Annotated in this window: 23 protein-coding genes; 10 read left to right on the forward strand and 13 right to left on the reverse strand. The window is 63.0% G+C overall.

Going from position 1 to position 21,331, the window contains the following annotated elements:
• Positions 1-31 precede the first annotated feature (31 nt).
• Both H7995_RS05145 and H7995_RS05150 read right to left on the reverse strand, forming a co-directional pair.
• Complete coding sequence (locus H7995_RS05145) at positions 32-577, reverse strand: twin-arginine translocation pathway signal protein (RefSeq protein WP_182342757.1); 546 nt, start codon at positions 575-577, stop codon at positions 32-34.
• Positions 578-603: 26 nt separating this feature from the next.
• A complete protein-coding gene (locus H7995_RS05150) occupies positions 604-2,034 on the reverse strand; it encodes a coniferyl aldehyde dehydrogenase (protein ID WP_182342755.1) in 1,431 nt (476 codons plus the stop codon).
• 147 nt (positions 2,035-2,181) lie between these two features.
• On the opposite strand from H7995_RS05150, the gene H7995_RS05155 reads away from it, so the two are divergent.
• Positions 2,182-2,853 carry a TetR/AcrR family transcriptional regulator gene (locus H7995_RS05155; protein WP_166592537.1) on the forward strand — a complete coding sequence of 224 codons (672 nt, stop codon included), beginning with the start codon at positions 2,182-2,184 and terminating at the stop codon, positions 2,851-2,853.
• Positions 2,854-2,887: 34 nt separating this feature from the next.
• Positions 2,888-3,742: a sulfurtransferase gene (locus H7995_RS05160; RefSeq protein WP_185818078.1), complete on the forward strand. Its 855-nt coding sequence runs from the start codon at positions 2,888-2,890 to the stop codon at positions 3,740-3,742.
• Between the two features lie 3 nt (positions 3,743-3,745).
• Here H7995_RS05160 and H7995_RS05165 read toward each other — a convergent pair whose 3' ends face one another.
• The 9 genes from H7995_RS05165 to H7995_RS05205 all read right to left on the reverse strand — a co-directional run bounded on the left by H7995_RS05165 (position 3,746) and on the right by H7995_RS05205 (position 13,186).
• A complete protein-coding gene (locus H7995_RS05165) occupies positions 3,746-4,075 on the reverse strand; it encodes an AzlD domain-containing protein (RefSeq protein ID WP_166592535.1) in 330 nt (109 codons plus the stop codon).
• Positions 4,072-4,791, reverse strand: a complete 720-nt coding sequence (locus tag H7995_RS05170) for an AzlC family ABC transporter permease (protein WP_182342753.1) — start codon at positions 4,789-4,791, stop codon at positions 4,072-4,074. The genes H7995_RS05165 and H7995_RS05170 overlap by 4 nt, the downstream gene beginning before the upstream one ends.
• A 79-nt stretch (positions 4,792-4,870) precedes the next feature.
• Positions 4,871-5,704 (reverse strand): AraC family transcriptional regulator, encoded by an 834-nt coding sequence (locus H7995_RS05175; RefSeq protein ID WP_166592533.1) that lies wholly within the window; start codon positions 5,702-5,704, stop codon positions 4,871-4,873.
• A gap of 4 nt (positions 5,705-5,708) precedes the next feature.
• Entirely contained in the window at positions 5,709-6,719 is a 1,011-nt protein-coding gene (locus tag H7995_RS05180; protein WP_185818079.1) for a hydrolase, read from the reverse strand.
• 70 nt (positions 6,720-6,789) lie between these two features.
• Entirely contained in the window at positions 6,790-8,259 is a 1,470-nt protein-coding gene (locus tag H7995_RS05185) for a M16 family metallopeptidase (RefSeq protein WP_182342748.1), read from the reverse strand.
• Entirely contained in the window at positions 8,252-9,595 is a 1,344-nt protein-coding gene (locus H7995_RS05190) for a M16 family metallopeptidase (protein WP_166592530.1), read from the reverse strand. Before H7995_RS05190 ends, H7995_RS05185 begins: the two co-directional genes overlap by 8 nt.
• A 135-nt stretch (positions 9,596-9,730) precedes the next feature.
• Positions 9,731-10,342, reverse strand: coding sequence for a 16S rRNA (guanine(966)-N(2))-methyltransferase RsmD (gene rsmD, locus H7995_RS05195; protein ID WP_166592529.1), 612 nt, complete (start codon positions 10,340-10,342; stop codon positions 9,731-9,733).
• Positions 10,342-11,832 (reverse strand): M16 family metallopeptidase, encoded by a 1,491-nt coding sequence (locus H7995_RS05200; protein WP_166592528.1) that lies wholly within the window; start codon positions 11,830-11,832, stop codon positions 10,342-10,344. Before H7995_RS05200 ends, rsmD begins: the two co-directional genes overlap by 1 nt.
• Positions 11,825-13,186, reverse strand: a complete 1,362-nt coding sequence (locus H7995_RS05205) for a M16 family metallopeptidase (protein ID WP_182342745.1) — start codon at positions 13,184-13,186, stop codon at positions 11,825-11,827. The genes H7995_RS05200 and H7995_RS05205 overlap by 8 nt, the downstream gene beginning before the upstream one ends.
• 344 nt (positions 13,187-13,530) lie before the next feature.
• Here H7995_RS05205 and ftsY point away from each other — a divergent pair, with 344 nt between their 5' ends.
• The 4 genes from ftsY to rpoH all read left to right on the forward strand — a co-directional run bounded on the left by ftsY (position 13,531) and on the right by rpoH (position 17,705).
• The gene (ftsY, locus tag H7995_RS05210; protein ID WP_182342743.1) at positions 13,531-15,051 is read left to right on the forward strand and encodes a signal recognition particle-docking protein FtsY; all 1,521 of its coding nucleotides are present in this window, start codon (positions 13,531-13,533) and stop codon (positions 15,049-15,051) included.
• On the forward strand, positions 15,048-15,719 hold the full coding sequence (gene ftsE / locus H7995_RS05215; RefSeq protein ID WP_095164552.1) for a cell division ATP-binding protein FtsE: 672 nt from the start codon (positions 15,048-15,050) through the stop codon (positions 15,717-15,719). Before ftsY ends, ftsE begins: the two co-directional genes overlap by 4 nt.
• On the forward strand, positions 15,716-16,738 hold the full coding sequence (gene ftsX, locus H7995_RS05220) for a permease-like cell division protein FtsX (RefSeq protein WP_166592525.1): 1,023 nt from the start codon (positions 15,716-15,718) through the stop codon (positions 16,736-16,738). Before ftsE ends, ftsX begins: the two co-directional genes overlap by 4 nt.
• A gap of 112 nt (positions 16,739-16,850) precedes the next feature.
• Positions 16,851-17,705: an RNA polymerase sigma factor RpoH gene (rpoH, locus tag H7995_RS05225; RefSeq protein ID WP_166592524.1), complete on the forward strand. Its 855-nt coding sequence runs from the start codon at positions 16,851-16,853 to the stop codon at positions 17,703-17,705.
• A 113-nt stretch (positions 17,706-17,818) separates the two neighbouring features.
• On the opposite strand, the gene mtgA is transcribed toward rpoH, so the two are convergent.
• Positions 17,819-18,541 carry a monofunctional biosynthetic peptidoglycan transglycosylase gene (gene mtgA, locus H7995_RS05230; protein ID WP_166592523.1) on the reverse strand — a complete coding sequence of 241 codons (723 nt, stop codon included), beginning with the start codon at positions 18,539-18,541 and terminating at the stop codon, positions 17,819-17,821.
• Positions 18,542-18,615: 74 nt separating this feature from the next.
• On the opposite strand from mtgA, the gene H7995_RS05235 reads away from it, so the two are divergent.
• The 4 genes from H7995_RS05235 (at position 18,616) to trmB (ending at position 20,864) form a co-directional block, all read left to right on the forward strand.
• On the forward strand, positions 18,616-18,996 hold the full coding sequence (locus H7995_RS05235) for a DUF423 domain-containing protein (protein ID WP_185818080.1): 381 nt from the start codon (positions 18,616-18,618) through the stop codon (positions 18,994-18,996).
• A gap of 71 nt (positions 18,997-19,067) precedes the next feature.
• A complete protein-coding gene (gene thiS, locus H7995_RS05240; RefSeq protein ID WP_166592521.1) occupies positions 19,068-19,268 on the forward strand; it encodes a sulfur carrier protein ThiS in 201 nt (66 codons plus the stop codon).
• 66 nt (positions 19,269-19,334) lie between these two features.
• The gene (locus tag H7995_RS05245) at positions 19,335-20,129 is read left to right on the forward strand and encodes a thiazole synthase (protein WP_166592520.1); all 795 of its coding nucleotides are present in this window, start codon (positions 19,335-19,337) and stop codon (positions 20,127-20,129) included.
• 9 nt (positions 20,130-20,138) lie between these two features.
• Positions 20,139-20,864: a tRNA (guanosine(46)-N7)-methyltransferase TrmB gene (gene trmB / locus H7995_RS05250; protein ID WP_166592519.1), complete on the forward strand. Its 726-nt coding sequence runs from the start codon at positions 20,139-20,141 to the stop codon at positions 20,862-20,864.
• Between the two features lie 132 nt (positions 20,865-20,996).
• Here the strand turns inward: trmB and H7995_RS05255 are convergent, their stop codons facing one another.
• Complete coding sequence (locus H7995_RS05255; RefSeq protein WP_166592518.1) at positions 20,997-21,320, reverse strand: DUF3392 domain-containing protein; 324 nt, start codon at positions 21,318-21,320, stop codon at positions 20,997-20,999.
• Positions 21,321-21,331: the final 11 nt, after the last annotated feature.

A 21,331-nucleotide genomic window follows, 5' to 3' on the forward strand; every position in this document is an offset into this window, starting at 1 on the left:
TATATTTATGAGGTGGTGAGGGGCGTGGATCTCAGACCTTCGGTGGTCCGGGATAGCCGCAATGGGCCCACGACTCGGCGCGGCTGTACCAGGCCATCATCACCAGTTGCAGGATCGAACTGTGGCCCATGCGCAGCAGGCTTAATGAGCTGTTTTGCCAGCGTTGCAGGAAGTGGCGGATGGCCTCGCTGCTGGCATTTTCCCAACTGCCCCAGATTCCGGTCAGTGGCCCACGGGTGACCGACATGCCCAGCACGTCGAACAGTTGCTGAGTCAGCTTGAGCATTTGTGGCGACAGGTGATCGAGGCCGTGGTCCAGGCTGCGCAAGGTTTGTTCAGTGGCGGCGGGGAGTTTTTCGGCCGCCACGGTGCCCTCGAGCATCACCGGCAACAGCGCCCGCAAAAAACCCAGGTCACTGTCGCGGATAATTGCAAAACCGTTGGCCGGGCTGCTGGCCGAGCAACCGCTGAGGCTGGCGCCCAGGCCCGCGGTGGCGAGGAAGGCGGTGGCGCCGAGGCTGAATTTGAGCAGGCCGCGCCGGGACAGCGCGGGGGCATCGTAAAAGCGTGGGTTCATTATTGTTTTTACCCGGCAGTGAAGAGTCAGCGGATGAACAGTTTCTGGATCAGTTTCTGGATCGACTTGCCGTAGGGTGGGTAGATCAACTTGGCCGCGTTGAAGCGCTGCTTGATCAGCACGCCCTTGGCTTTGCTGAACGTCAGGAAACCTTCCCGGCCGTGGTAATGGCCCATGCCGGAAGCGCCGATGCCACCAAACGGCATGTCGTCCTGGGCAACGTGCAGCAGGGTGTCGTTGAGGCAGACGCCGCCGGAGTGGGTTTCCTGGAGTACGCGATTCTGTTCGGCCTTGTTGTAGCCAAAGTAGTAAAGCGCCAGTGGACGGGGCCGTTGATTGATGTAGGCAAACGCCTGGTCCAGGGTCGTGTAAGGGACCACTGGTAGCAGCGGGCCGAAGATTTCATCCTGCATCACGATCATCTCGTCGCTGACGTTCAACAGCACGCTGTGGCCCATGCGTCGATCCTGGTCTTGCTCGAACAGCGGGATCACCTGCGCGCCCTTGGCGCTCGCGTCACTCAGGTAACTGTGCAACCGCGCCAGTTGGCGTGGGTTGATGATGGCGGTGTAGTCCGGGTTGTCCGCCAGGGTCGGGTAGAAGCCACGCACCGCCTGGCGATAGGCCTCGACGAAAGACTCGACCCGGTCCTGCGGCACCAGTACATAGTCGGGAGCGACGCAGGTCTGCCCGGCGTTCAGGGTCTTGCCGAAGGCGATGCGTTCGGCGGCATCCTTGAGGGGCACGTCGTGGGAGACGATGGCCGGGGATTTGCCACCCAGTTCCAGGGTCACCGGTGTCAGGTTTTCGGCCGCCGCGCGCATCACGTGTTTGCCAATGCTGGTGGCGCCGGTGAACAGCAGATGGTCGAACGGCAGTTGGGAAAACGCCACGCCCACGTCGGCCTCGCCCAGCACCACGGTCACCAGGTCCTCGGGAAAGATCTGGCCCAGCAGGAATTTAAGCAGCTTGCCGGTGGCCGGGGTGGATTCGCTGAGTTTGAGCATCACCCGGTTGCCCGCCGAGAGGGCGCCGACCAGCGGGCCGATCGCCAGGTACAACGGGTAGTTCCACGGCACGATGACCCCGACCACCCCCAACGGTTGGTAGACCACCTTGGCCTTGGCCGGCTGGAAGGCCACGCCCACTTTGCGCGGTGAGGCTTTCATCCAGCCCTTGAGGTGTTTGCTGGCGTAATGGATGCAATGCAGGCTCGGCATCAGTTCGGCGAGCAGGGTTTCATCGGCGCTGCGGTTGCTGAAGTCTTCGCTGATCGCGTCGATCAACTTCTGGCGCTGGTCACTCAGGACGTCGCTCAACACCTTGAGCCACATCTGGCGCTGGGCCGCGGGCGGCATCGGGTTGGCCGCATACGCCTGGCGCTGGGCGGTAAACAGGTTGTGAAGCTCACTCAATGGCTGCTGGGAGTCTTGCAGGTAGGCAATTTCGGCGGTCATGGTAGCTCCAGGTTTTTTTTTTAATGGGGAAGTTTTTAGAGTCTATGCTCTAAAAAGTCAAATGACTTCCTCGGGAAGCGATGATTTATCCGCCGACGGATAGGTCGTAAGATGCCCACAACGCACAGCAGAATTAAAGCTCAAGCCATGGCCCCACGAATAAAAACCAGCGAGCGCATCGTGCAGAACAGCCTGGAGCTGTTCAACCAGCAGGGTGAGCGCAGCATCAGCACCAACCATATCGCCGCGCACATGGAGATATCCCCGGGCAACCTGTACTACCACTTCCCTAACAAGCAGGCGATCATCGCCGTGTTGTTCAGCGAGTACGAGGCCCTGGTGGAAAGCTTCCTGCGCCCGCCGCAAGGGCGCGCCGCCACAGTCGAAGACAAGCGCTACTACCTGCAGGAACTGCTGGATGCGATGTGGCGCTACCGGTTTTTGCACCGCGACCTGGAGCACCTGCTGGACAATGATCCGGAGCTGGCGGCCCGTTATCGACGTTTCTCCCAACGCTGCCTGATCCAGGGCACGGCGATCTACGCCGGTTTTGTCGAGGCGGGCATTCTCGCCATGAACAAGGTGCAGATCGAATCCCTGACGCTCAACGCCTGGATCATCCTGACGTCCTGGGTGCGTTTTCTGTGCACCACCCGGGAAAACTCCAGCCACCTCAGTGAACAGGCCATTAAACGCGGCGTGTACCAGGTGCTGGTGCTGGAAGCCGGGTTTGTCACCGAACAATCGCGCGAGGAAATCGACGCCCTGTTCGAGGAGTTTTACGTGCCGCTGGGCCAGGCCCTCGAAGAAGTGCAGTAGGATCGCGCCAAGACTTACCTCACAGGAGCCCGCTATGCCCATCGCGCAACTGATCAGCCCCCTTGCCCTGGACCAGAAAAAGGATCAGGCCGCTCTGGTGATCCTGGATTGTCGTTTTGCCCTCGAAGACCCGGATTATGGCCAGCGCAGCTATGCCGACGGGCATATCGCCGGCGCCTCGTTTGCCGATCTGGAGCGTGACCTCAGCGGGCCGGTGATCAAGGGGGTCACTGGCCGTCACCCGCTGCCGGACCCCCAGGCCCTGATCGAGCGCCTGCAAGCCTGGGGCATCGGTAACGACAGCCAGGTGGTGCTGTATGACGACGGTCCCGGTGCGTATGCGGCCCGGGCCTGGTGGTTGCTGGCGTGGCTGGGCAAGCGTGATGGCGTGTTTATTCTCGACGGTGGCCTCAAGGCCTGGCACGCCGCCGGCCTGCCGCTGAGCCTGGATGCGCCGGGCAATCACCGCGGCACGTTCAGCGGTGCCCCGGACGCGGCGATGGTCTTGAGCGCCGACCAACTGCAGCAACGCCTCGCCCGGCCGGAGCTGACCCTGCTCGATGCCCGGGGGCTGCCGCGTTTTCGCGGCGAGGTCGAGCCGATCGATCCGGTGGCCGGGCACATCCCGGGCGCGTCATGTGCGGCCTTCACCGATAACCTGGGGCCGGACGGGTGCTTTCTACCGGCTGCGCAACTCCAGCAGCGGTTTGCCGAGAAATTGGCGCAGCGCTCGCCGAGCGAACTGGTGGCGTACTGCGGCTCGGGCGTGACGGCTTGCCACAACCTGTTTGCCCTGTGCCTCGCCGGCTACCCGTTGGGGGCACTGTACGCCGGCTCGTGGAGCGAATGGATCACCGATCCGCAGCGCGCGATTGCCACCGGCGATTAAGCCTTAGAGCGGTAACTGCCCCAGCAGCCAGCGCAAGCCAAAGAACACGAGCATGCCGCCACCGATGGTCGCCAGCAGGTGGCGGGTGGTGGCTGCGATGGCAATGGCTGCCAACCCCGCCAACAGGTAGGCATTGTCCAGGGTCAGCGCCCAGTGCTGGCCATCGGGTAACAGCATGCCTGGCACCACGATGGCTGTCAGGACCGCCGTCGGCACGTAGTGCAGGCCCTGGCGCACCAGCGGCGGGAACTTCAGGTTGGGCCAGGCGAACAGGCTGTAGCGCAGCGCAAAGGTGATCGCCATCATTCCCAGAATCAGCCAGCCGTCACTCATGAGCGCAACTCCCTGGCGGGGTGTTGCTGCGTTTGGCGGCGCTCCAGCAGCACGCCCACGGCGATCCCGCTGAAAGCCGCGGCCATCAGGCCCAGTTTGTAGGGCCAGTGCAGGGTGGCCAGGGCCACGGCGCCGGCGGCCAGGGCCGCGGCAATTTGCGGCCGGTTGCGCAACAGCGGCACGACAATCCCGATAAAGGTCGCCAGCATCGCGAACTCCAGGCCCCAGCTCGCCAGGTCCGGCACTGCCTGGCCAAACAGCACGCCGGCCAGCGAACTGCCCACCCAGCAGGCATACAGCGAGCTGGCGACGCCCAGCCAGTACCACTGCGCCAGGGGCTTGTCGCCGTGCAGCAGGTAGAACCGCTGGACCACGGCAAAGGTTTCGTCGGTCAGCCAGAAGGCCAGGAGTAGGCGCCAGTGCTGCGGCAGGCGGCCGACATAGGGTTGCAGGGTGGCGCTGTAGAGCACGTGACGCAGGTTGACGATGAAGGTGGTCAACAGGATCACCAGCACGCTGGCGCCGGTGCCCAACAGACTGAGGGCGATCAGTTGCGCAGAGCCGGCATACACCAGCAGTGACATACCGACCGCCTGCCACAGGGTCAGGCCTGCCGCGCCGGCCAGGGTGCCGAAGATCAGGCCGAACGGCAGGATGCCCACCGCCATGGCGAAACTGTCGCGGATGCCACGGGAAAAAAGTTGCTGACGGGTCATGGAGACTCTCCTTGTGCCGGCATCTTGCGCGGCCTGACAAAGAGTTGTCTTGAACGATCTTGCAGATTTTCCTCGGTTTCTACGGGGCCATTCTGGCAGAGCGGTAGGCGCCAGGGCCGACGCCGTAGACCTTCTTGAATTGTCGGGTCAAATGGCTCTGGTCGGCAAACCCCAGTTGTGTGGCGACCGCCAGCGGCAGGCAGCCTTCGCGCAGTAGCGCCCGGGCCTGGGCGATGCGCTGTTGCATCAGCCAGGTGTGCGGCGGCATGCCGGTGGCGTGGCGGAACACTCGGGCGAAGTGGAAGGGTGACAGGTTGACCGCCGCCGCGAGCGCTTCCAGTGACGGCGGTGCCGCCAGTTGCGCATGCAGCAACTCCTTGGCCCGGGCAATGGCCCGGTGCTCCCGGCCCGGCTGCCCAGGCATGGCCACGGCGGCATGGCGCTGCAGCAGCGAAAGCATCATTTCCCGCCACAAGGTCTGCTGTTGCAGGGCGCTGGCCGGGCTTTCCAGCAAGCGGTGCAACTGGCAGAACCCGCTGACCAGGTCCGGGTCGCGATACAGCGTGGCGCCGAAGGCCGGCAAGGTGTGGGTGGGTAATTCGAGTTCGGCCAGCAGCCCGAGGATTTGCCCGTTGTCCGGGTAGAACGCGCGGTACAGCCAGCCATCCTCGGTGCCCTTGTGGCCGGTGTGCAGTTCGTCCGGGTTGATGACCACCAGGGTGCCGCTGCCGGCCAGGTGTTCGGCACCGCGATAACGGTAGCGCTGGGCGCCCGCCATGATCATGCCGATCACAAAACCGTCGTGCACATGGGGTACGAAGCGTTGCTCGATGTAGCGCGCCGACAGCAGTTCGACCCCGGCCAAAGGGTCGGTTTGCCAAAAACGGATCGACTCGCCCGAGTGGCTGTCCATGGCCTTACCCGCGACTTGCCTGGCTGAGCCACTGGGGGATGCGCCGCTCCAGGTAATAACCCGGAGTGCGCAGGCTGCCGTCGACAAAACCGACGTGCCCGCCCTTGGCCTGTAGCTCGAAGCGGGTGCACGCCGACAGTTCACTGGCTTCCGGCAGGCTGTGGGGGTAGACGAAGGGGTCGTCGGCGGCCTGGATGATCAGGGTCGGGGTGCGGATCTCGCCGAGGAAGTAGCGACTGGAGGCGCGACGGTAGTAGTCCTGGGCATCGGCGTAGCCGTGCAGCGGTGCGGTGACCCGACCGTCGAAGTCCCAGAAGGTGCGCATCTTGTCCAGCGAGCCGAGGCTGGCGAGGGTCGCGAGGCCTTCATGGCGCCCGTCCTGGAGAAACTGGCGCTGCTTGTTCTTGATGTAGGCCAGCATTTCGCGCATGAAGTGCGCCTGGTAGACCTTGGAGAAACCCTGCCCGATACGGTCCGCGCACTGGTCCAGGCGAAAGGGCACCGAGACCGCCACCGCGCCCAGCAACGGGCTGGCGCTGCCGGTTTCCCCCAGGTGCTTGAGCAGCACGTTGCCCCCCAGGGAGTAGCCGACCGCATACAGCGGGGCCAGTGGCCGCGTTGCCCGCAGGTGGTTGATCGCCGCCGCGAGGTCCTCGCTGGCACCGGAGTGGTAACTGCGTGGCAGCAGATTCGGTTCACCCGAGCATCCGCGCCAGTTCAGCGCGACGCTGGCCCAGCCTTGCGCGGCGAGGGCGCGTTGCAGGCCGGCGACATAGGGCGAATTGGAGGAACCGGTCAGCCCGTGCAGCACCAGCACCAGGGGCGCGTCGACGCTGTGTGGGCCGTGCCAGTCGAGATCGAGGAAGTCGCCGTCGTCGAGCCATAGGCGTTCGCGCGGCCGCTCCAGGTGGGTGGTCTTGCGCCACAGCGGCCCCCACAGGGTTTGCAGGTGCGGGTTGCCGAGGCCGAATGCCGGGGTGAAGGGTTTTGCCGGTGCGGGTGAGGGTTGGGGCACGACGATCTCGTTGCTGCGGATGGACAAGGTGGCAGAACGAGGGGCCCGTTCTGCCGGTACAACTGGAAAACTAACTTGCCACAATCTGCTCCTCAGCGCGACACATGCCCAGGCCGGGTCGATCGACGGGTTCCGGCAAGGCTTGCTGAGTCGTGGTCGGCCCCAGCGTGACCACGCTCCAGCGCTCAGCGTTGTAGTGCCGCTTGAGTGCTGCCTTGATCTGTTCGACCGTCAACGATTGGGCCTGATGCGCGGAAAAATCCAGGTCGAAGGGCAACTCATGGCGGCTGATCTCAGACAGTCCGGAGAGGATCTGCGCATTGCTGGCACTGGCCAGTGCGGTACTGCCCAGGATCAGGCGCTTGGCGTCGTCCAGTTCCTGCGGGGTCGGTCCGGTGTGCAGGTAGTCGCGGAACAGGCGTTTGATCAGGGTCAGCGTGCCTTCACTGAATTGCGGTTGGGTTTGCAAATAGATAACGGTGGGATTGGCCCATTGCTTGTCGGCAGTGTCCATGGACACGCTGTAAGTCAGACCGCGTTTCCCGCGCAGTTCTTTCATCAGCCGCGATCCAAAGCTGCCACCGGCGAAGATCAGGTTGGCCACCCTGAGTGCAGCATAGTCGGGGTGCTGACGGCTGACGCCGGGTTGCGTCAGCACCAGGTGGGTCTGGCTCAGGGCGTGTTCAATATGCCGCGAGGCGGCGGTGGATGGCGTGACCGGGGCGTCCGGCACGGTCAGCGTGGTGGGTTTTGGCGGCAGGCTGTTGCTGATCTGCAGGCTCAGACCCTGCGCTTGCTCCAGGGTCAGGTCCCCGACCAGCGTGATCTGGGCGTTGTCGGCGTGGTAGTGGGCCTTATGAAAGGCCTGGACCTGTTCGCGCGTCAGGGTTGCCAGGTCCTGTGTCGTTCCGTAGGTCGCCTGGGCATAGGGGTGCCCGTTGAAGAGTAATTCCCTCATGCCCTGGAAAACTTGGGTCGCGGGGTCTTGCTGCTGGTACGCAAGGCGTTCCTGCAGCTCGTTCTTGACCCGTTGTAGGGCGTCATCGGCCAGCAGCGGCTGGCCGAGTATTTGTGCGAACAATTGCAGGGCCGGTTCACGCTTTTGCGGTGCGCTGAGGCTGCGCATCGAGAACGAGGTGCGGTCCTGGCTGATGCCCATGTCCAAGCGGGCCCCAAGACTGTCGAAGGTTTCATTGATCTGCGCCAGACCCATGCCCTGGATGCCTTCGTTCAACAGGCTGAACGTGGTAGCGGCCAGGGCCGGGTGTTGCGGATCCCTTGCACTGCCTGCGGCAAAGCTGACGAGCACGTCGAACATCGGCAGCTCCGACGTCTGGATAAACAGCACCTTGGTGCCTGCCAGGGTTTTCCAGGCCTGGATCTTCAGCGCCCGGGGGGCGGAGGATGGCGCCTTCAATTCGGCCAGTGATTGCAGTTTTGCCACCGGCGGGGTCGGAGTCTGGGCCTGAGCCGACAGGCAGCAGAAAACTGCCAGGCTGAGGAACGGCTGCGCATAACGTGAGAATCTGCACTTACCCATGGTTTTTCTCCGGCAGCAGATACGCCACGCTCAGGCGTTGTCGAGTCAAGTAGGTCGCGGCCGCCTGCTGGATATCCTTGGCGCTCACCTGGTTCAGTGCCTCGATGTCTTCATCCATGAGGCGCCATGACAGGCCAATGCTTTCCAGCGTGCCCATGCGCACGGCCTGCGATTCGATGGAGTCCTGCTCATACACCTGGTTGGCAATCAGCACGGTGCGCGCGCGCTCCAGTTCTTCCGGGTCCAGGGGGGTGGTTTTCAGGTGTTCAATCACCTGCCAAATACGCGCCTGAGCCTGGTCCAGAGTGATCTGCTGATGGGTGTTGAGTTGAGCGCTGAGTAACAGCAGGCTGTCGCCACGGTTGAACGGGTTGTACCCGGAGGAGATCTGGGAGAACAGTTCTTCATTGAATTGCAGGTGCTTTTTCAGGCGAGCGCTGTTGGACCCGGCCAGCAGTATGTCGAGCAACCGCAGGGCCTGCACCGTACGCCGGTCGGGCGCAGTGGTCAGGCTGGGCAGGTTGAAGCTCATGAGCAACTGCGGCGCATGAATGGCTTGGTGCAGGGTGATGGTCCGCTCGCCCGGCTCGGCCAGTTCCAGGGGGGCGTACACCTCGGGCAGGGTCTTGCGGGGAATGCCGCCGAAGTAGCGTTCGACCACGGGTTTTATCTGGTCAAGGCGGACATCACCGGCGATGACCAGGGTCGCGTTGTTGGGGGCGTACCAGCGTTGGTACCACTCACGCAGCTGGGGCGCGCTCATCCGTTGCAGGTCGTGCATCCAGCCGATGGTCGGCGTGGCCTGGGCGCTGGAGGGGAAGGCGATGGCCTGCAGCCGCTCCATGGCCAGGCCGTGGGGCACGTCATCGGTGCGTTCGCGGCGCTCTTGCTTGATCACTTCGATTTCAGTGGCAAACGCGTCGGTGCGCAGGTGCGCGGTGGTCATCAGGTCGGCCATCAGTTCAAACGACACGCCCAGGTGATCGGGTGCCAGGGTTTGGTGGTAGGTGGTGTAGTCGTTGCTGGTGAAGGCGTTTTCCGCGGCCCCGAGTCGTTCCAGGATGGCCGAGGTTTCACCGGCGCAGGTTTTGCTGCTGCCCTGGTAGAGCATGTGTTCAAGCGCGTGGGACAGCCCGGACTGGCCTGGAGGCTCCTGGCTGGAACCGACCTTGAACCACAGTTGGGAGGTGGTCACGGGGGCGCGGTGGTCTTCGCGCACCACGACCTTCAAGCCGTTTTCCAGGCTGAACTCGTGGGTGGTCGACGCGCTGGCCGTGAGCGCCATCATGGGCATCAGCCCACTCAGTAGCAGCAGGGCGCTGCAGTAGATGTTCATTGGTTGTGCATCCTCGTTGATTGACGTGAAAAACGCTCAATCAATGTCGGTGATGCACAGAGGGGGCGGGTATTAACTATGTATCTGGAGTGCGGCCGACGCCTGGGCAGTCAGGGAGACTGCCCAGGCAGGGCTTCAAGCGGCTTGTTCGACCAGGCGATGCCACAACGCGTAGTACACCCGTCCGGATTTCTGCTCCCGGTGCAGGCGCCAGGCACCCGGCAGGCCAAGGGTCGACGGTGCGTTTTCGCTTTCGGTGTAGATCCAGGCGTCGTCGGCCAGCCACTGGCGTTCTTCCAGCAGCGAGCACACCGCCGGCAGCAGGTTCTGGTTGAACGGCGGGTCAAGGAAGACCAGGTCGTAGGCGCTGGCTGGCTGGGTTTCCAGGTAGCGCAGGGCGTCGGCGGTCTGCACCTGGCCGACGGTGCAGCGCAGGGTGCCCAGGTGTTCTTTCAGGCTCGACACCGCCAGGCTGCTGGCATCCAGCGCCTGGCCCATGGCGGCGCCACGGGACAGCGCTTCGAGGAACAGCGCGCCGCTGCCGGCGAACGGATCGAGCACCTTGGCCCCGGCTACATAGGGCGCGAGCCAGTTGAACAGGGTTTCACGCACGCGGTCCGGCGTCGGGCGCAAGCCCGGGGCGTCGGGGAAGCTCAGGCGGCGGCTGCGCCATTCGCCACCGATAATGCGTAGCTGGTTCACACCGTTGTGGACGTTGTGCACGGGTTTTTTAGGGCGAGTGGCCATTAATGCTCCGGAACCCCGAGCGGCTGCTCGGAAGGTTTGTCAGTAGGGGCCGGTAACGGCTTTTGCGGCACGGTAGGACCGACGGTGACGATCACCATTTTATCCATGCTCAAGTGTTTGTTCATGGCCGTGGTCACTTGCTCGACGGTCAGGTTCTGCGACTGCTGCATGAAGTCTTCGAGGTAGCTCAGCGGCAGGTTGTAGAAACCCATGGCGCCCAGTTGCCCGACGATGTCGGCATTGCTGGCTGTCGACAGCGGGAAGCTGCCCGCCAGTTCGCGCTTGGCGTCGTCGAGTTCTTTCTGGGTCGGCCCGGTTTTAAGGTAGTCGGCCATGACGTCCTGCACCAGCTTGAGCGTGCCTTCGCTCATTTCGGCGCGGGTTTGCAGGTTGATCATGAAGGGGCCGCGGGCCTGCATCGGTGAAAAGCCCGAGTACACGCCGTAGGTCAGGCCACGTTTCTCCCGCACTTCGCTCATCAGCCGGGTGCCGAAACCGCCGCCACCGAGAATCTGGTTGCCCATGGAGACGGCGGCGTAGTCCGGATCGTCACGGTCGATGCCCAATTGCGCGAGCATCAGGTTGGTCTGCTTGGCCGGGAACTCGACGCGGCTGATGCCGGGCTTGGGTTCTTCAGGCTGGGGGATTTTCGCCAGCGCCGGGCCCTTGGGCAGGGCAGCGGACACCTGAGCGGCAATCGCCTCGGCCTCACTGCGCGACAGGTCGCCGACCAGCGCGATCACCACGTTGCCGGCCGCGTAGGCCTTGGCGTGGAAGGCCTTGAGCTGCGCCTGGGTGATGTCCGGGATGCTCAGTGCGTTACCGTCGCTGGCGTGGGCGTAGGGGTGTTGGCCATACAGGCGGCGCATCAGCTCCAGGCTGGCGACCTTGGCCGAGTTCTGCTTCTGGTATTCGAAGCCGGCAAGCATCTGGTTCTTGATCCGGGCCAGGGAGTCGGCCGGGAAGGTCGGTTTGCCCACCACTTCGGCGAACAGCTTGAGGGCCGGCTCGCGTTTGTCCACGGCGCTCAGGCTGCGCAGCGAGGCAATGGCCATGTCCTTGTAGGCGCCATTGCCGAAGTCGGCACCCAGGCCTTCGAAGCCCTGGGCGATCTGGCTGACGTCCTGGCCGGCCACACCTTCGTTGAGCATGGCGTTGGTCAGCATCGCCAGGCCCGGTGTGTTGCCGTCCTGGCTGCTGCCAGCGGCGAAAATCAGGCGCAGGTCGAACATCGGCAACTCAGGCGCGGCGACGAACAGCACCTTGGCCCCTTCGGCGGTGTTCCAGGTCTGCACGTCCAGGGTGCGCCGGCTCGGCGCCTTGCCGTCGAGCTCGGCCAGCGATTGCAGCTTCTGGCTCGACTTGGCCTTGTCCAGGGCTTCGCTGGCGTTGATCTCGCCGGGGCGGATGACATAGAACACGGCCGCAGCGGCGAGCGCGACGACGGCCAGGGCGACCAGGGCCACCCGTGACTTGTTGATCTCACTCATGCGCGTTCTCCTGGGGCAGTGGCAGTACATGCGCAACGCTCAGACGTTCGCGGGTGAAATAGGTACGGGCGGCGTTCTGGATGTCTTGCGGGGTCACGCTTTCCAGTTCGGCCAGTTCGGTGTCCATCAGTTTCCAGGACAGGCCGACGGTTTCCAGCTGGCCGATGGCGGTGGCCTGGCTGGTGATCGAGTCGCGCTCGTAGACCAGGCCGGCAATCACCTGGGCCCGTACACGCTCCAGTTCTTCAGCGGATGGCGCGGTGGTCTTCAGTTGCTCAAGCAGTTTCCACAGGCCGGCCTGCGCTTGGGCCATGGTTTTGTGCTTCTGGGTGTTGGGGGTTGCCGACAGGGTGAACAGGCTGTCGCCACGGGTGTAGGCGTCGTAACTCGACGAACCGCCGGAGACCAGTTCTTCACCGCGCTCCAGCTGCGTCGGGATGCGCCCGCTGTAGCCGCCATCGAGCAGCGCGGAGATCAGGCGCAAGGCGTTGACCGAGCGTTTGTCCTGGGTGGTGGCAATGCTGGGAACGTTGAAGGCCAGCATCAGGGCCGGCAGTTGGGTCTGCACGTGCAGGGTGATCTGCCGTTCGCCGGGCTCGGACAGCTCCAGGGGAATCTTCGCCGGTGGCACGGCGCGCTTGGCGATTGGGCCGAAGTAGCGTTGGGCCAGGGTCTTGACTTCGTCCGGGGTCACGTCGCCGACCACCACCAGGGTTGCGTTGTTCGGCGCGTACCAGGACTCGTACCAGTGGCGCAGATCCTCGACCTTCATGCGGTCCAGGTCAGCCATCCAGCCGATGGTCGGCGTGTGGTAGCCGCTGGCCGGGTAGGCCATGGCCTTGAAACGCTCGTAGGCCTTGGACATCGGCTTGTCGTCGGTGCGCAGGCGGCGCTCTTCCTTGATCACTTCGATCTCGCGGCTGAACTCGTCGGCCGGCAGGCGCAGGGTGGCCATGCGGTCGGCTTCAAGCTCGAAGGCCACGGCCAGGCGATCACGGGCCAGCACCTGGTAGTAGGCGGTGAAGTCATCGCTGGTGAAGGCGTTCTCTTCGGCGCCCAGGTCGCGCAGGATCAACGACGCCTCGCCAGGGCCGACTTTCTCGCTGCCCTTGAACATCATGTGCTCCAGGGCGTGGGACAAGCCGGTCTGGCCCGGGGTTTCGTAGCTGGAGCCCACCTTGTACCAGACCTGGGAAACCACCACGGGCGCTCGGTGGTCTTCACGCACGATGACCTTCAGGCCATTGTCGAGGGTGAATTCGTGGGTCGGTTGAGGGGCGGCAGCCAGGGCTGCGAGGGGCAGACAAACTGTGCTGAGCAGCAGGCCAGCAGCGCGGCGGGCTAGAGCATTCATTCGTTTTTTAACCTGTTGGGCTGCCCGCTTGGTCTTAGCGTCGGCGGGCGAGGAGGTGCTAGGATACTGATCCGTTTTACTGGCGGCCACGCCTATGAGGCCATTGATCGGTCAGTAGGTTGTATGGGTTTGCGCAAGAAGCTTTGGGTTTGTCAGCTAAACTCTGCGTTTTCGCCGAAGATACCGTTTTAGTCCTTGGTATTAGTCGAGCTTTGAGGTGCTGTTGAGCACCTCGACAAAATGTTGCGCGTGAACAAGCTGAGTGAAACACAGTCTGTTCTGCATCGAATATTCAATTGCCGAGGCGCCATTGGCGCGTCGCTACCGTGAGATAGCCGTCCTCCATGTTTGGTTCCAACGACGACAAGAAGAACCCAGCTGCGGCTGGCGAGAAAAAAAGCCTGTTCGGGTGGCTGCGCAAAAAACCGCAGGAACCCGTCGTCGAACAGCCACAGCCACTGCCTGAGGTGGCGCCAGAGCCGGTAATAGAAGCCGCGCCGGTGGTCGAAACCGTAGCCCCTGTCGTATTGCCGTTGGCCGAGCCGGTGTTGCAGCCGGTGGTCGAGCCCGCGCCTGCGCCAGAACCCGTTCCAGAGCCGGTGCGCACGCCGTGGCTGACCCTGCCGGTTCCTGAAGAGCCGGTGGCCTTGGTTGCAGACGAGCAGGCGCCGCACATTACCCCGCCGATTCCCGCCCCTACCGTGGTCCAGCAAGCCGTTGAGCTGCTGGTGGTCGACGCCAAGCCGTTGGTCGAGCCGTTGGTGGTTGAGGAGCCGGATCTGCCGCAGCCGGTCATTGCCGCGTTCGTCGCGCCACAGCCGGCACCGGCACCGGTGGTCGCTCCCGCGGTGGTCACGCCCGCGCCGGTTGCACCCATTGCCCCCGTTGTGCCAGAGCCGGTGGCCGCTGAGCCGGCGCGTAGCGAAGAAACCAAGACCGGCTTTTTCGCCCGCCTCAAGCAAGGCCTGTCGAAAACCAGTGCCAGCATTGGCGAGGGCATGGCCAGCCTGTTCCTGGGCAAGAAGATCATCGATGACGAGTTGCTCGAAGACATCGAAACCCGTCTGCTGACCGCCGATGTGGGTGTCGAGGCCACGTCGGTGATCATCCAGCGCCTGACCCAGAAGGTGGCGCGCAAGGAGCTGGCCGACGCCGATGCCCTGTACAAATCCCTGCAGGTGGAACTGGCGGCGATGCTCAAGCCCGTTGAGCAGCCGCTGAAAATCACCTCGCAGAACAAGCCATTCGTCATCCTGGTGGTGGGCGTCAACGGCGCCGGCAAGACCACCACCATCGGCAAGCTGGCCAAAAAGCTGCAGCTCGAAGGCAAGAAAGTCATGCTGGCAGCGGGTGACACCTTCCGCGCGGCCGCGGTCGAGCAGTTGCAGGTCTGGGGCGAGCGCAACAATATTGCGGTGATCGCCCAGCACACCGGTGCCGACTCGGCGTCGGTGATCTTCGACGCGGTGCAGGCGGCCAAGGCGCGCAACATCGACGTGTTGATTGCCGATACCGCCGGTCGCCTGCATACCAAAGACAACCTGATGGAAGAGTTGAAGAAGGTTCGCCGGGTCATCGGCAAGCTCGATGCCGACGCCCCGCACGAGGTGCTGCTGGTGCTCGACGCGGGCACCGGGCAGAACGCCATCAACCAGGCCAAGCAATTCAACCAGACGGTCGCCCTGACCGGCCTGGCCCTGACCAAGCTCGATGGGACGGCCAAAGGTGGGGTGATCTTCGCCCTGGCCAAGCAGTTTGGTTTGCCGATTCGCTACATCGGTGTCGGTGAAGGCATCGATGACTTGCGTACCTTTGAAGCAGAACCCTTTGTCCAGGCACTGTTTGCCGAGCGGGAGCGTTCATGATTCGTTTCGAACAGGTCGGTAAGCGCTATCCGAACGGTCACGTCGGCTTGCATGAGCTGAGCTTTCGAGTCCGTCGGGGCGAGTTCTTGTTTGTCACCGGGCACTCGGGTGCCGGTAAAAGTACCCTGCTGCGCTTGTTGCTGGCGATGGAACGTCCCACCACTGGCAAGTTGCTGCTGGCCGGCCAGGACCTGGCCACCATCAGCAACGCGCAGATTCCCTTCCTGCGCCGGCAGATCGGCGTGGTGTTCCAGAACCACCAGTTGCTGTTCGATCGCACGGTGTTCAACAACGTCGCGCTGCCGCTGCAGATTCTTGGCCTGTCCAAGGCCGAGATCGTCAAGCGCGTGGATTCAGCCCTGGAGCGCGTGGCGCTCTCGGACAAGACCGACCTGTACCCGGGCGATCTGTCCACCGGCCAGCAACAGCGCGTCGGCATTGCCCGCGCCATCGTCCATCGCCCGGCCTTGCTGCTGGCGGACGAACCGACCGGTAACCTCGACCCGCGCCTGGCGGCTGAAATCATGGGCGTGTTCGAAGACATCAACCGCCTGGGCACCAGCGTGTTGATCGCCAGTCACGACCTGGCGCTGATCGCCCGCATGCGTCACCGCATGCTGACCCTGCAACGTGGCCGATTGATCGGCGACGGGGAGGCCGGGGTATGAGTGCGACGCGCAGTCCGAAGGTTTCCGAGCGCGTGGCCCCCAAGGCCGCCGATCCGCAACCGCAGAAGAAAAAACATGACGAAGACGATGGTCCGGACTTCCGCACCCTGTTGCGTGCCTGGATCGAAAGCCATCGCGCCAGCCTGCTCGACAGCCTGCGCCGCCTGGGCAAGCAGCCGATCGGCAGCTTCTTTACCTGCCTGGTAATGGCCGTCGCCCTGAGCTTGCCGATGGGGCTGTCACTTTTGCTGAGTAACGTCGAGCGCCTCGGCGGCTCCTGGCAGCGTGCGGCGCAGATTTCCCTGTACCTGCAATTGGATGCCAGCGCCAGCGAAGGCGAGCAACTGCGTGAGCAGATCAAGGCCATGCCGGGCGTGGCCGAGGCCGAGTACATCAGTCCAGAGCAGGCGCTGCAGGAGTTCCAGCAGCAGTCCGGCCTGGGCGAAGCACTCAAGGAGTTGCCGGAGAACCCGCTGCCGGGCGTGGTGCTGGTGACCCCCAAGGAGGTCGACAAAGCGGCCCTGGAAGGCTTGCGTCAGCGCCTGGCCGAGTTGCCGAAGGTGCAGCAGGCGCAACTTGACCTGGTGTGGGTCGAGCGCCTGGCGGCGATTCTCAAGCTGGGCGAGCGGTTTGTCTTCGGCCTGACGGTGTTACTGGTTTCTGCATTACTTTTGGTGATAGGCAATACCATTCGTCTTCATATTGAAAACCGCCGCACCGAGATAGAAGTGATTAAACTGGTCGGCGGCACTGATAGCTATGTGCGTAGGCCTTTTCTCTATATGGGTGCGCTTTATGGCTTTGGCGCTGGGGTTCTTTCCTGGGGTGTCCTGGCATTTGGCCTGAACTGGCTGAATGATGCGGTCACCGGGCTGGCCGGTTTGTATGGCAGTAATTTTGCCCTGGCGGGTGTGCCAGTAGCCGATGGTCTGTCGCTCTTGCTTGGTGCGGTGTTGTTGGGTTATATCGGTGCGTGGATTGCGGTAGCGCGCCATTTGAGAGAGCTTGCACCGAAATAGTGTCTTTTTGCTTGTATATCCTTTCAGCGTGTAGGGGAACTTTTCCTTCGGTTCCCGGTCAATTTTCGCAGTGCTGAACTGCACGAGTTATGTGAGTCGGAGGTTTTTTCGTATGACCACTTCTTTGCAACCTGCTTATGCTCTAGTCCCAGGCGCAAACCTGGAGGCCTATGTGCACACGGTCAACAGCATTCCATTGCTGACGCCGGAGCAGGAGCGTGAACTGGCCGAGAGTCTCTACTATGAGCAGGATTTGGGGGCGGCTCGGCAGATGGTGCTCGCCCACCTGCGTTTTGTCGTACATATCGCCCGTAGCTATAGCGGCTACGGCCTGGCCCAGGCTGACCTGATCCAGGAAGGCAACGTTGGCCTGATGAAAGCGGTCAAGCGCTTCAACCCGGAAATGGGTGTGCGCCTGGTGTCCTTTGCCGTGCACTGGATCAAGGCGGAAATCCACGAATTCATCCTGCGCAACTGGCGCATCGTCAAAGTGGCGACCACCAAGGCCCAGCGCAAGCTGTTCTTCAACCTGCGCAGCCAGAAAAAACGCCTGGCGTGGCTGAACAACGAAGAAGTCCATCGCGTGGCTGAAAGCCTCGGCGTAGAGCCGCGGGAAGTGCGCGAGATGGAAAGCCGCCTGACCGGCCATGACATGGCCTTCGACCCGGCCGCCGAAGCGGACGACGACAGCGCTTTCCAGTCGCCAGCCAACTACCTGGAAGACCACCGGTACGACCCGGCCCGTCAACTGGAGGATGCAGACTGGAGCGACAACTCCACCAGCAACCTGCACGAGGCGCTGGATGTGCTGGACGACCGCAGCCGTGACATCCTCTACCAGCGTTGGCTGGCAGAAGAAAAAGCCACGCTGCACGACCTGGCGCAGAAGTACAACGTGTCGGCCGAGCGGATCCGTCAGCTTGAGAAGAGCGCGATGAACAAGCTCAAGTTGTCGATCGCCGCTTAACCTGCGGCGCAATGCAAAAACCCCCGATCATCGATCGGGGGTTTTTTGTTTGTGCCCATTTTCCAGATTCACCTTGGCCCTTGTGGGGGCTGTGTCTGGAAGAATGTGTTCGGCTATTGCGCCCAAGGCGCCCGACGCGAATCGTTGAGACCGATCAGGTAGCTGTCGCCGCCCAACTGGCTCATCTGCTGGCGAATCCAACCCGCACGCCGGGCCACGTAGGCGCTCGGATGGCTGGCGCTATACACCCGCGGATTCGGCAGCACGGCCGCCAGCAGGCTGGCCTGCTGGCGGCTCAGTGAGCGGGCGCTGACGCCGAAGTGATGGCGCGCTGCGGCCTCGGCGCCAAATACGCCGGCATCCCACTCCACGCTGTTGAGGTACACCTCGAGAATCCGCTGCTTGGGCCAGAACACTTCGATCAGTGCCGTAAACCAGGCTTCCAGGCCTTTGCGCAGCCAACTGCGGCCGGACCAGAGGAACAGGTTCTTCGCCACTTGCTGGCTCAGCGTACTGGCGCCACGGATCGAGCCGCCGCGTTCGTTGTGGGCCAGCGCGGCCTGGATCGCGCCGAAGTCAAAACCCCAGTGCTCGGGGAACTTCTGGTCTTCGCCGGCCATCACCGCGACTTTCAGGTCGTCGCTGATGTTGTCCCAGGACTGCCAGTCGCGCTGCAAGTCGATGGGCTCGCCATCGAACCAGGATTCGATCTTGCGCTCGACCATCAGTGCGGTCCCCGGTGGCGGGATAAAACGCAACAGCAGGACCAGCACGATGCTGCCGCCGGCAAACCAGAGCAGGGCTTTCATGAAGCGGCGCACAAATATTGGCAGCATAGAGATGGCTTGGCCGAACCCGTCGAGCGGGCCATTATACAGACCCTGCCCAATGAATCTGACTGGAGTTCCTCATGCTGCGTGGCTTTTTGATGCTGGCCGCTTTTTTCGGTTTTACCGGCGTCGCCCTGGGCGCATTTGCCGCCCATGGCCTCAAGGGCCGCTTGAGCAGCGAATACCTGGCGATTTTTCATACCGGCGTCACCTACCAACTGGTGCATACCCTGGCGCTGCTGGGTATCGCGCTGCTGGCCACACAGATTCCCGGTCGCCTGGTGACCTGGGCCGGCGTCTGTTTTGCCGTGGGCATCCTGCTGTTTTCCGGCAGCCTGTACCTGCTGACGCTGACGGGCATCAGCAAGCTGGGGATCGTCACCCCATTTGGCGGCCTGGCATTCCTCGTGGGCTGGTTGCTACTGGGCATTACCGCCTGGCGCTTGCAGGTAACCGCCTGACACTTGTAGCTGACCTTTAGGTCATGATCGGGCTAGAATGCTGGCCCCTAAAAATGATGGCGGCATCCGGCATGCGCATTCAGTTGAACGGCGAATCCTTTGAACTGCCCGACGGTGAGACCGTTGCGGCCCTGCTGACCCGACTGGACCTGACCGGTCGCCGGGTGGCGGTCGAGCTCAACCTGGATATCGTCCCGCGCAGCCAGCACGCTGACACCACCCTCACCGAGGGCGACTCGGTGGAAGTGGTACACGCCATCGGTGGCGGCTAGTCGCCCACCGCGACAACCGCGCCCACCCGCATTGTGCAAGAACCTCACCCCACCAGAGGATTTCCGATGAGCAACGTTCGCAGCGACAAGCCTTTCGTCCTGGCCGGTCGTACTTACCAGTCGCGTTTGCTGGTAGGTACCGGCAAGTACCGTGACATGGAAGAAACCCGCCTGGCCATCGAAGCCTCGGGTGCTGAGATCGTCACCTTCGCCGTGCGCCGCACCAACCTGGGCCAGAACGAGGGCGAGCCGAACCTGCTCGATGTGCTGTCGCCAGAGCGCTACACCTTCCTGCCGAACACCGCCGGTTGCTATGACGCGATCGAGGCCGTGCGCACCTGTCGCCTGGCCCGTGAGCTGCTCGGCGGGCACAATCTGGTGAAGCTGGAAGTACTGGCCGACCAGAAAACCCTGTTCCCCAACGTGATCGAAACCCTCAAGGCCGCCGAAACGCTGGTCAAGGAAGGCTTCGACGTAATGGTCTACACCAGTGATGACCCGATCATCGCCCGGCAACTGGCGGACATCGGCTGCATCGCCATCATGCCGCTGGCCGGCTTGATCGGTTCGGGCCTGGGGATCTGCAACCCGTACAACCTGCAGATCATCCTCGAAGAAACCAAGGTGCCTGTGCTGGTGGATGCCGGTGTCGGCACGGCGTCCGACGCCACCATCGCCATGGAGTTGGGCTGCGAGGCGGTGCTGATGAACTCGGCCATCGCCCATGCCCAGCAACCGATCATGATGGCTGAAGCCATGAAACACGCGATTGTGGCAGGTCGCCTGGCGTACCTCGCCGGCCGCATGCCGAAAAAACTCTATGCCAGCGCCTCCTCGCCGCTGGATGGTCTGATCAAGTAAGAGCCATTGATGACTGAATCGAACGACACGCCTATCCAGACGGAAGAAGGCGAAGAGCGCCAACACCGCCGCATCAAGAGTTTTGTGATGCGCGCCGGGCGCATGACCGAAGGCCAGCAAAAGGGCCTGGAGCAGGGCACGCCGCTGTTCGTCTTGCCATTGGCCGACGCGCCGGTGGACTTTGACCAGGTGTTCGGCCGCTCGGCCCCGCGCTCGCTGGAAATCGGCTTCGGCATGGGCCACTCGCTGCTGGAAATGGCCGCGGCTGCGCCGGACCAGGACTTCATCGGGGTCGAAGTGCACCGTCCAGGTGTGGGGGCGCTGCTCAATGGCGTGCTCACCCAGGGCCTGACCAACCTGCGGGTCTACGATTGTGATGCGATCGAAGTGCTCAACCGCTGCGTGGCGGACAACAGCCTGGATCGCCTGATGCTGTTTTTCCCGGACCCTTGGCACAAGAGCCGTCACCACAAACGCCGGATCGTCCAGGCATCTTTTGCTGAGCTGGTACGCAGCAAGTTGAAGGTCGGTGGTGTGCTGCACATGGCCACCGACTGGGAGCCGTACGCCGAATACATGCTGGAAGTGATGAACGTCGCGCCGGGTTACCGCAACCTGGCCGAAGACGGCAAGTGCGTGCCGCGCCCGGCCGAGCGCCCGATCACCAAGTTCGAACGCCGCGGCGAACGTCTTGGGCATGGCGTGTGGGACTTGAAGTTCGAGAAGCTGTTGTAGGAGCGAGCCTGCTCCGGGCGGCGTTCCGACGAAAAACTACACATCAACGCGGGGCTTCAGATACCCCGCGTTTTCGTTTGCGACCATCGCGAGCAAGCTCGCTCCTACAGTGGATTTGTATAGGGCGCAGGGTTAGCGGCGATCAGCCACGACCCCAATCAGCACCAGCACCACCAGCAACACCGGCGCCAGGCTGTAGTTGTTGAACTGGCTCAGGCCCTTGACGATCCAGGGCGTGGCGTAGATCAGGGACGCACCGCTGCCGATCACACACAGCAGGGCCATCATCGGCACGCGCAATGCACCGGCGATGTTGCCCAGGCGCTGCTCGACCCAGCCTTTGAAATCCGCGCCAAACAGCACCAGCAAACACCCCACCAATGCCAGGGAAATTTCCGACAGGTTACTGCGGCTCCAGCGAGACACAGTGGCGAGCAGGTCGAGTACCAAATCCATTCGTTTTCCCT

It is taken from the genome of Pseudomonas kielensis (assembly GCF_014236655.1).
GTDB classification, from domain to species: domain Bacteria; phylum Pseudomonadota; class Gammaproteobacteria; order Pseudomonadales; family Pseudomonadaceae; genus Aquipseudomonas; species Aquipseudomonas kielensis.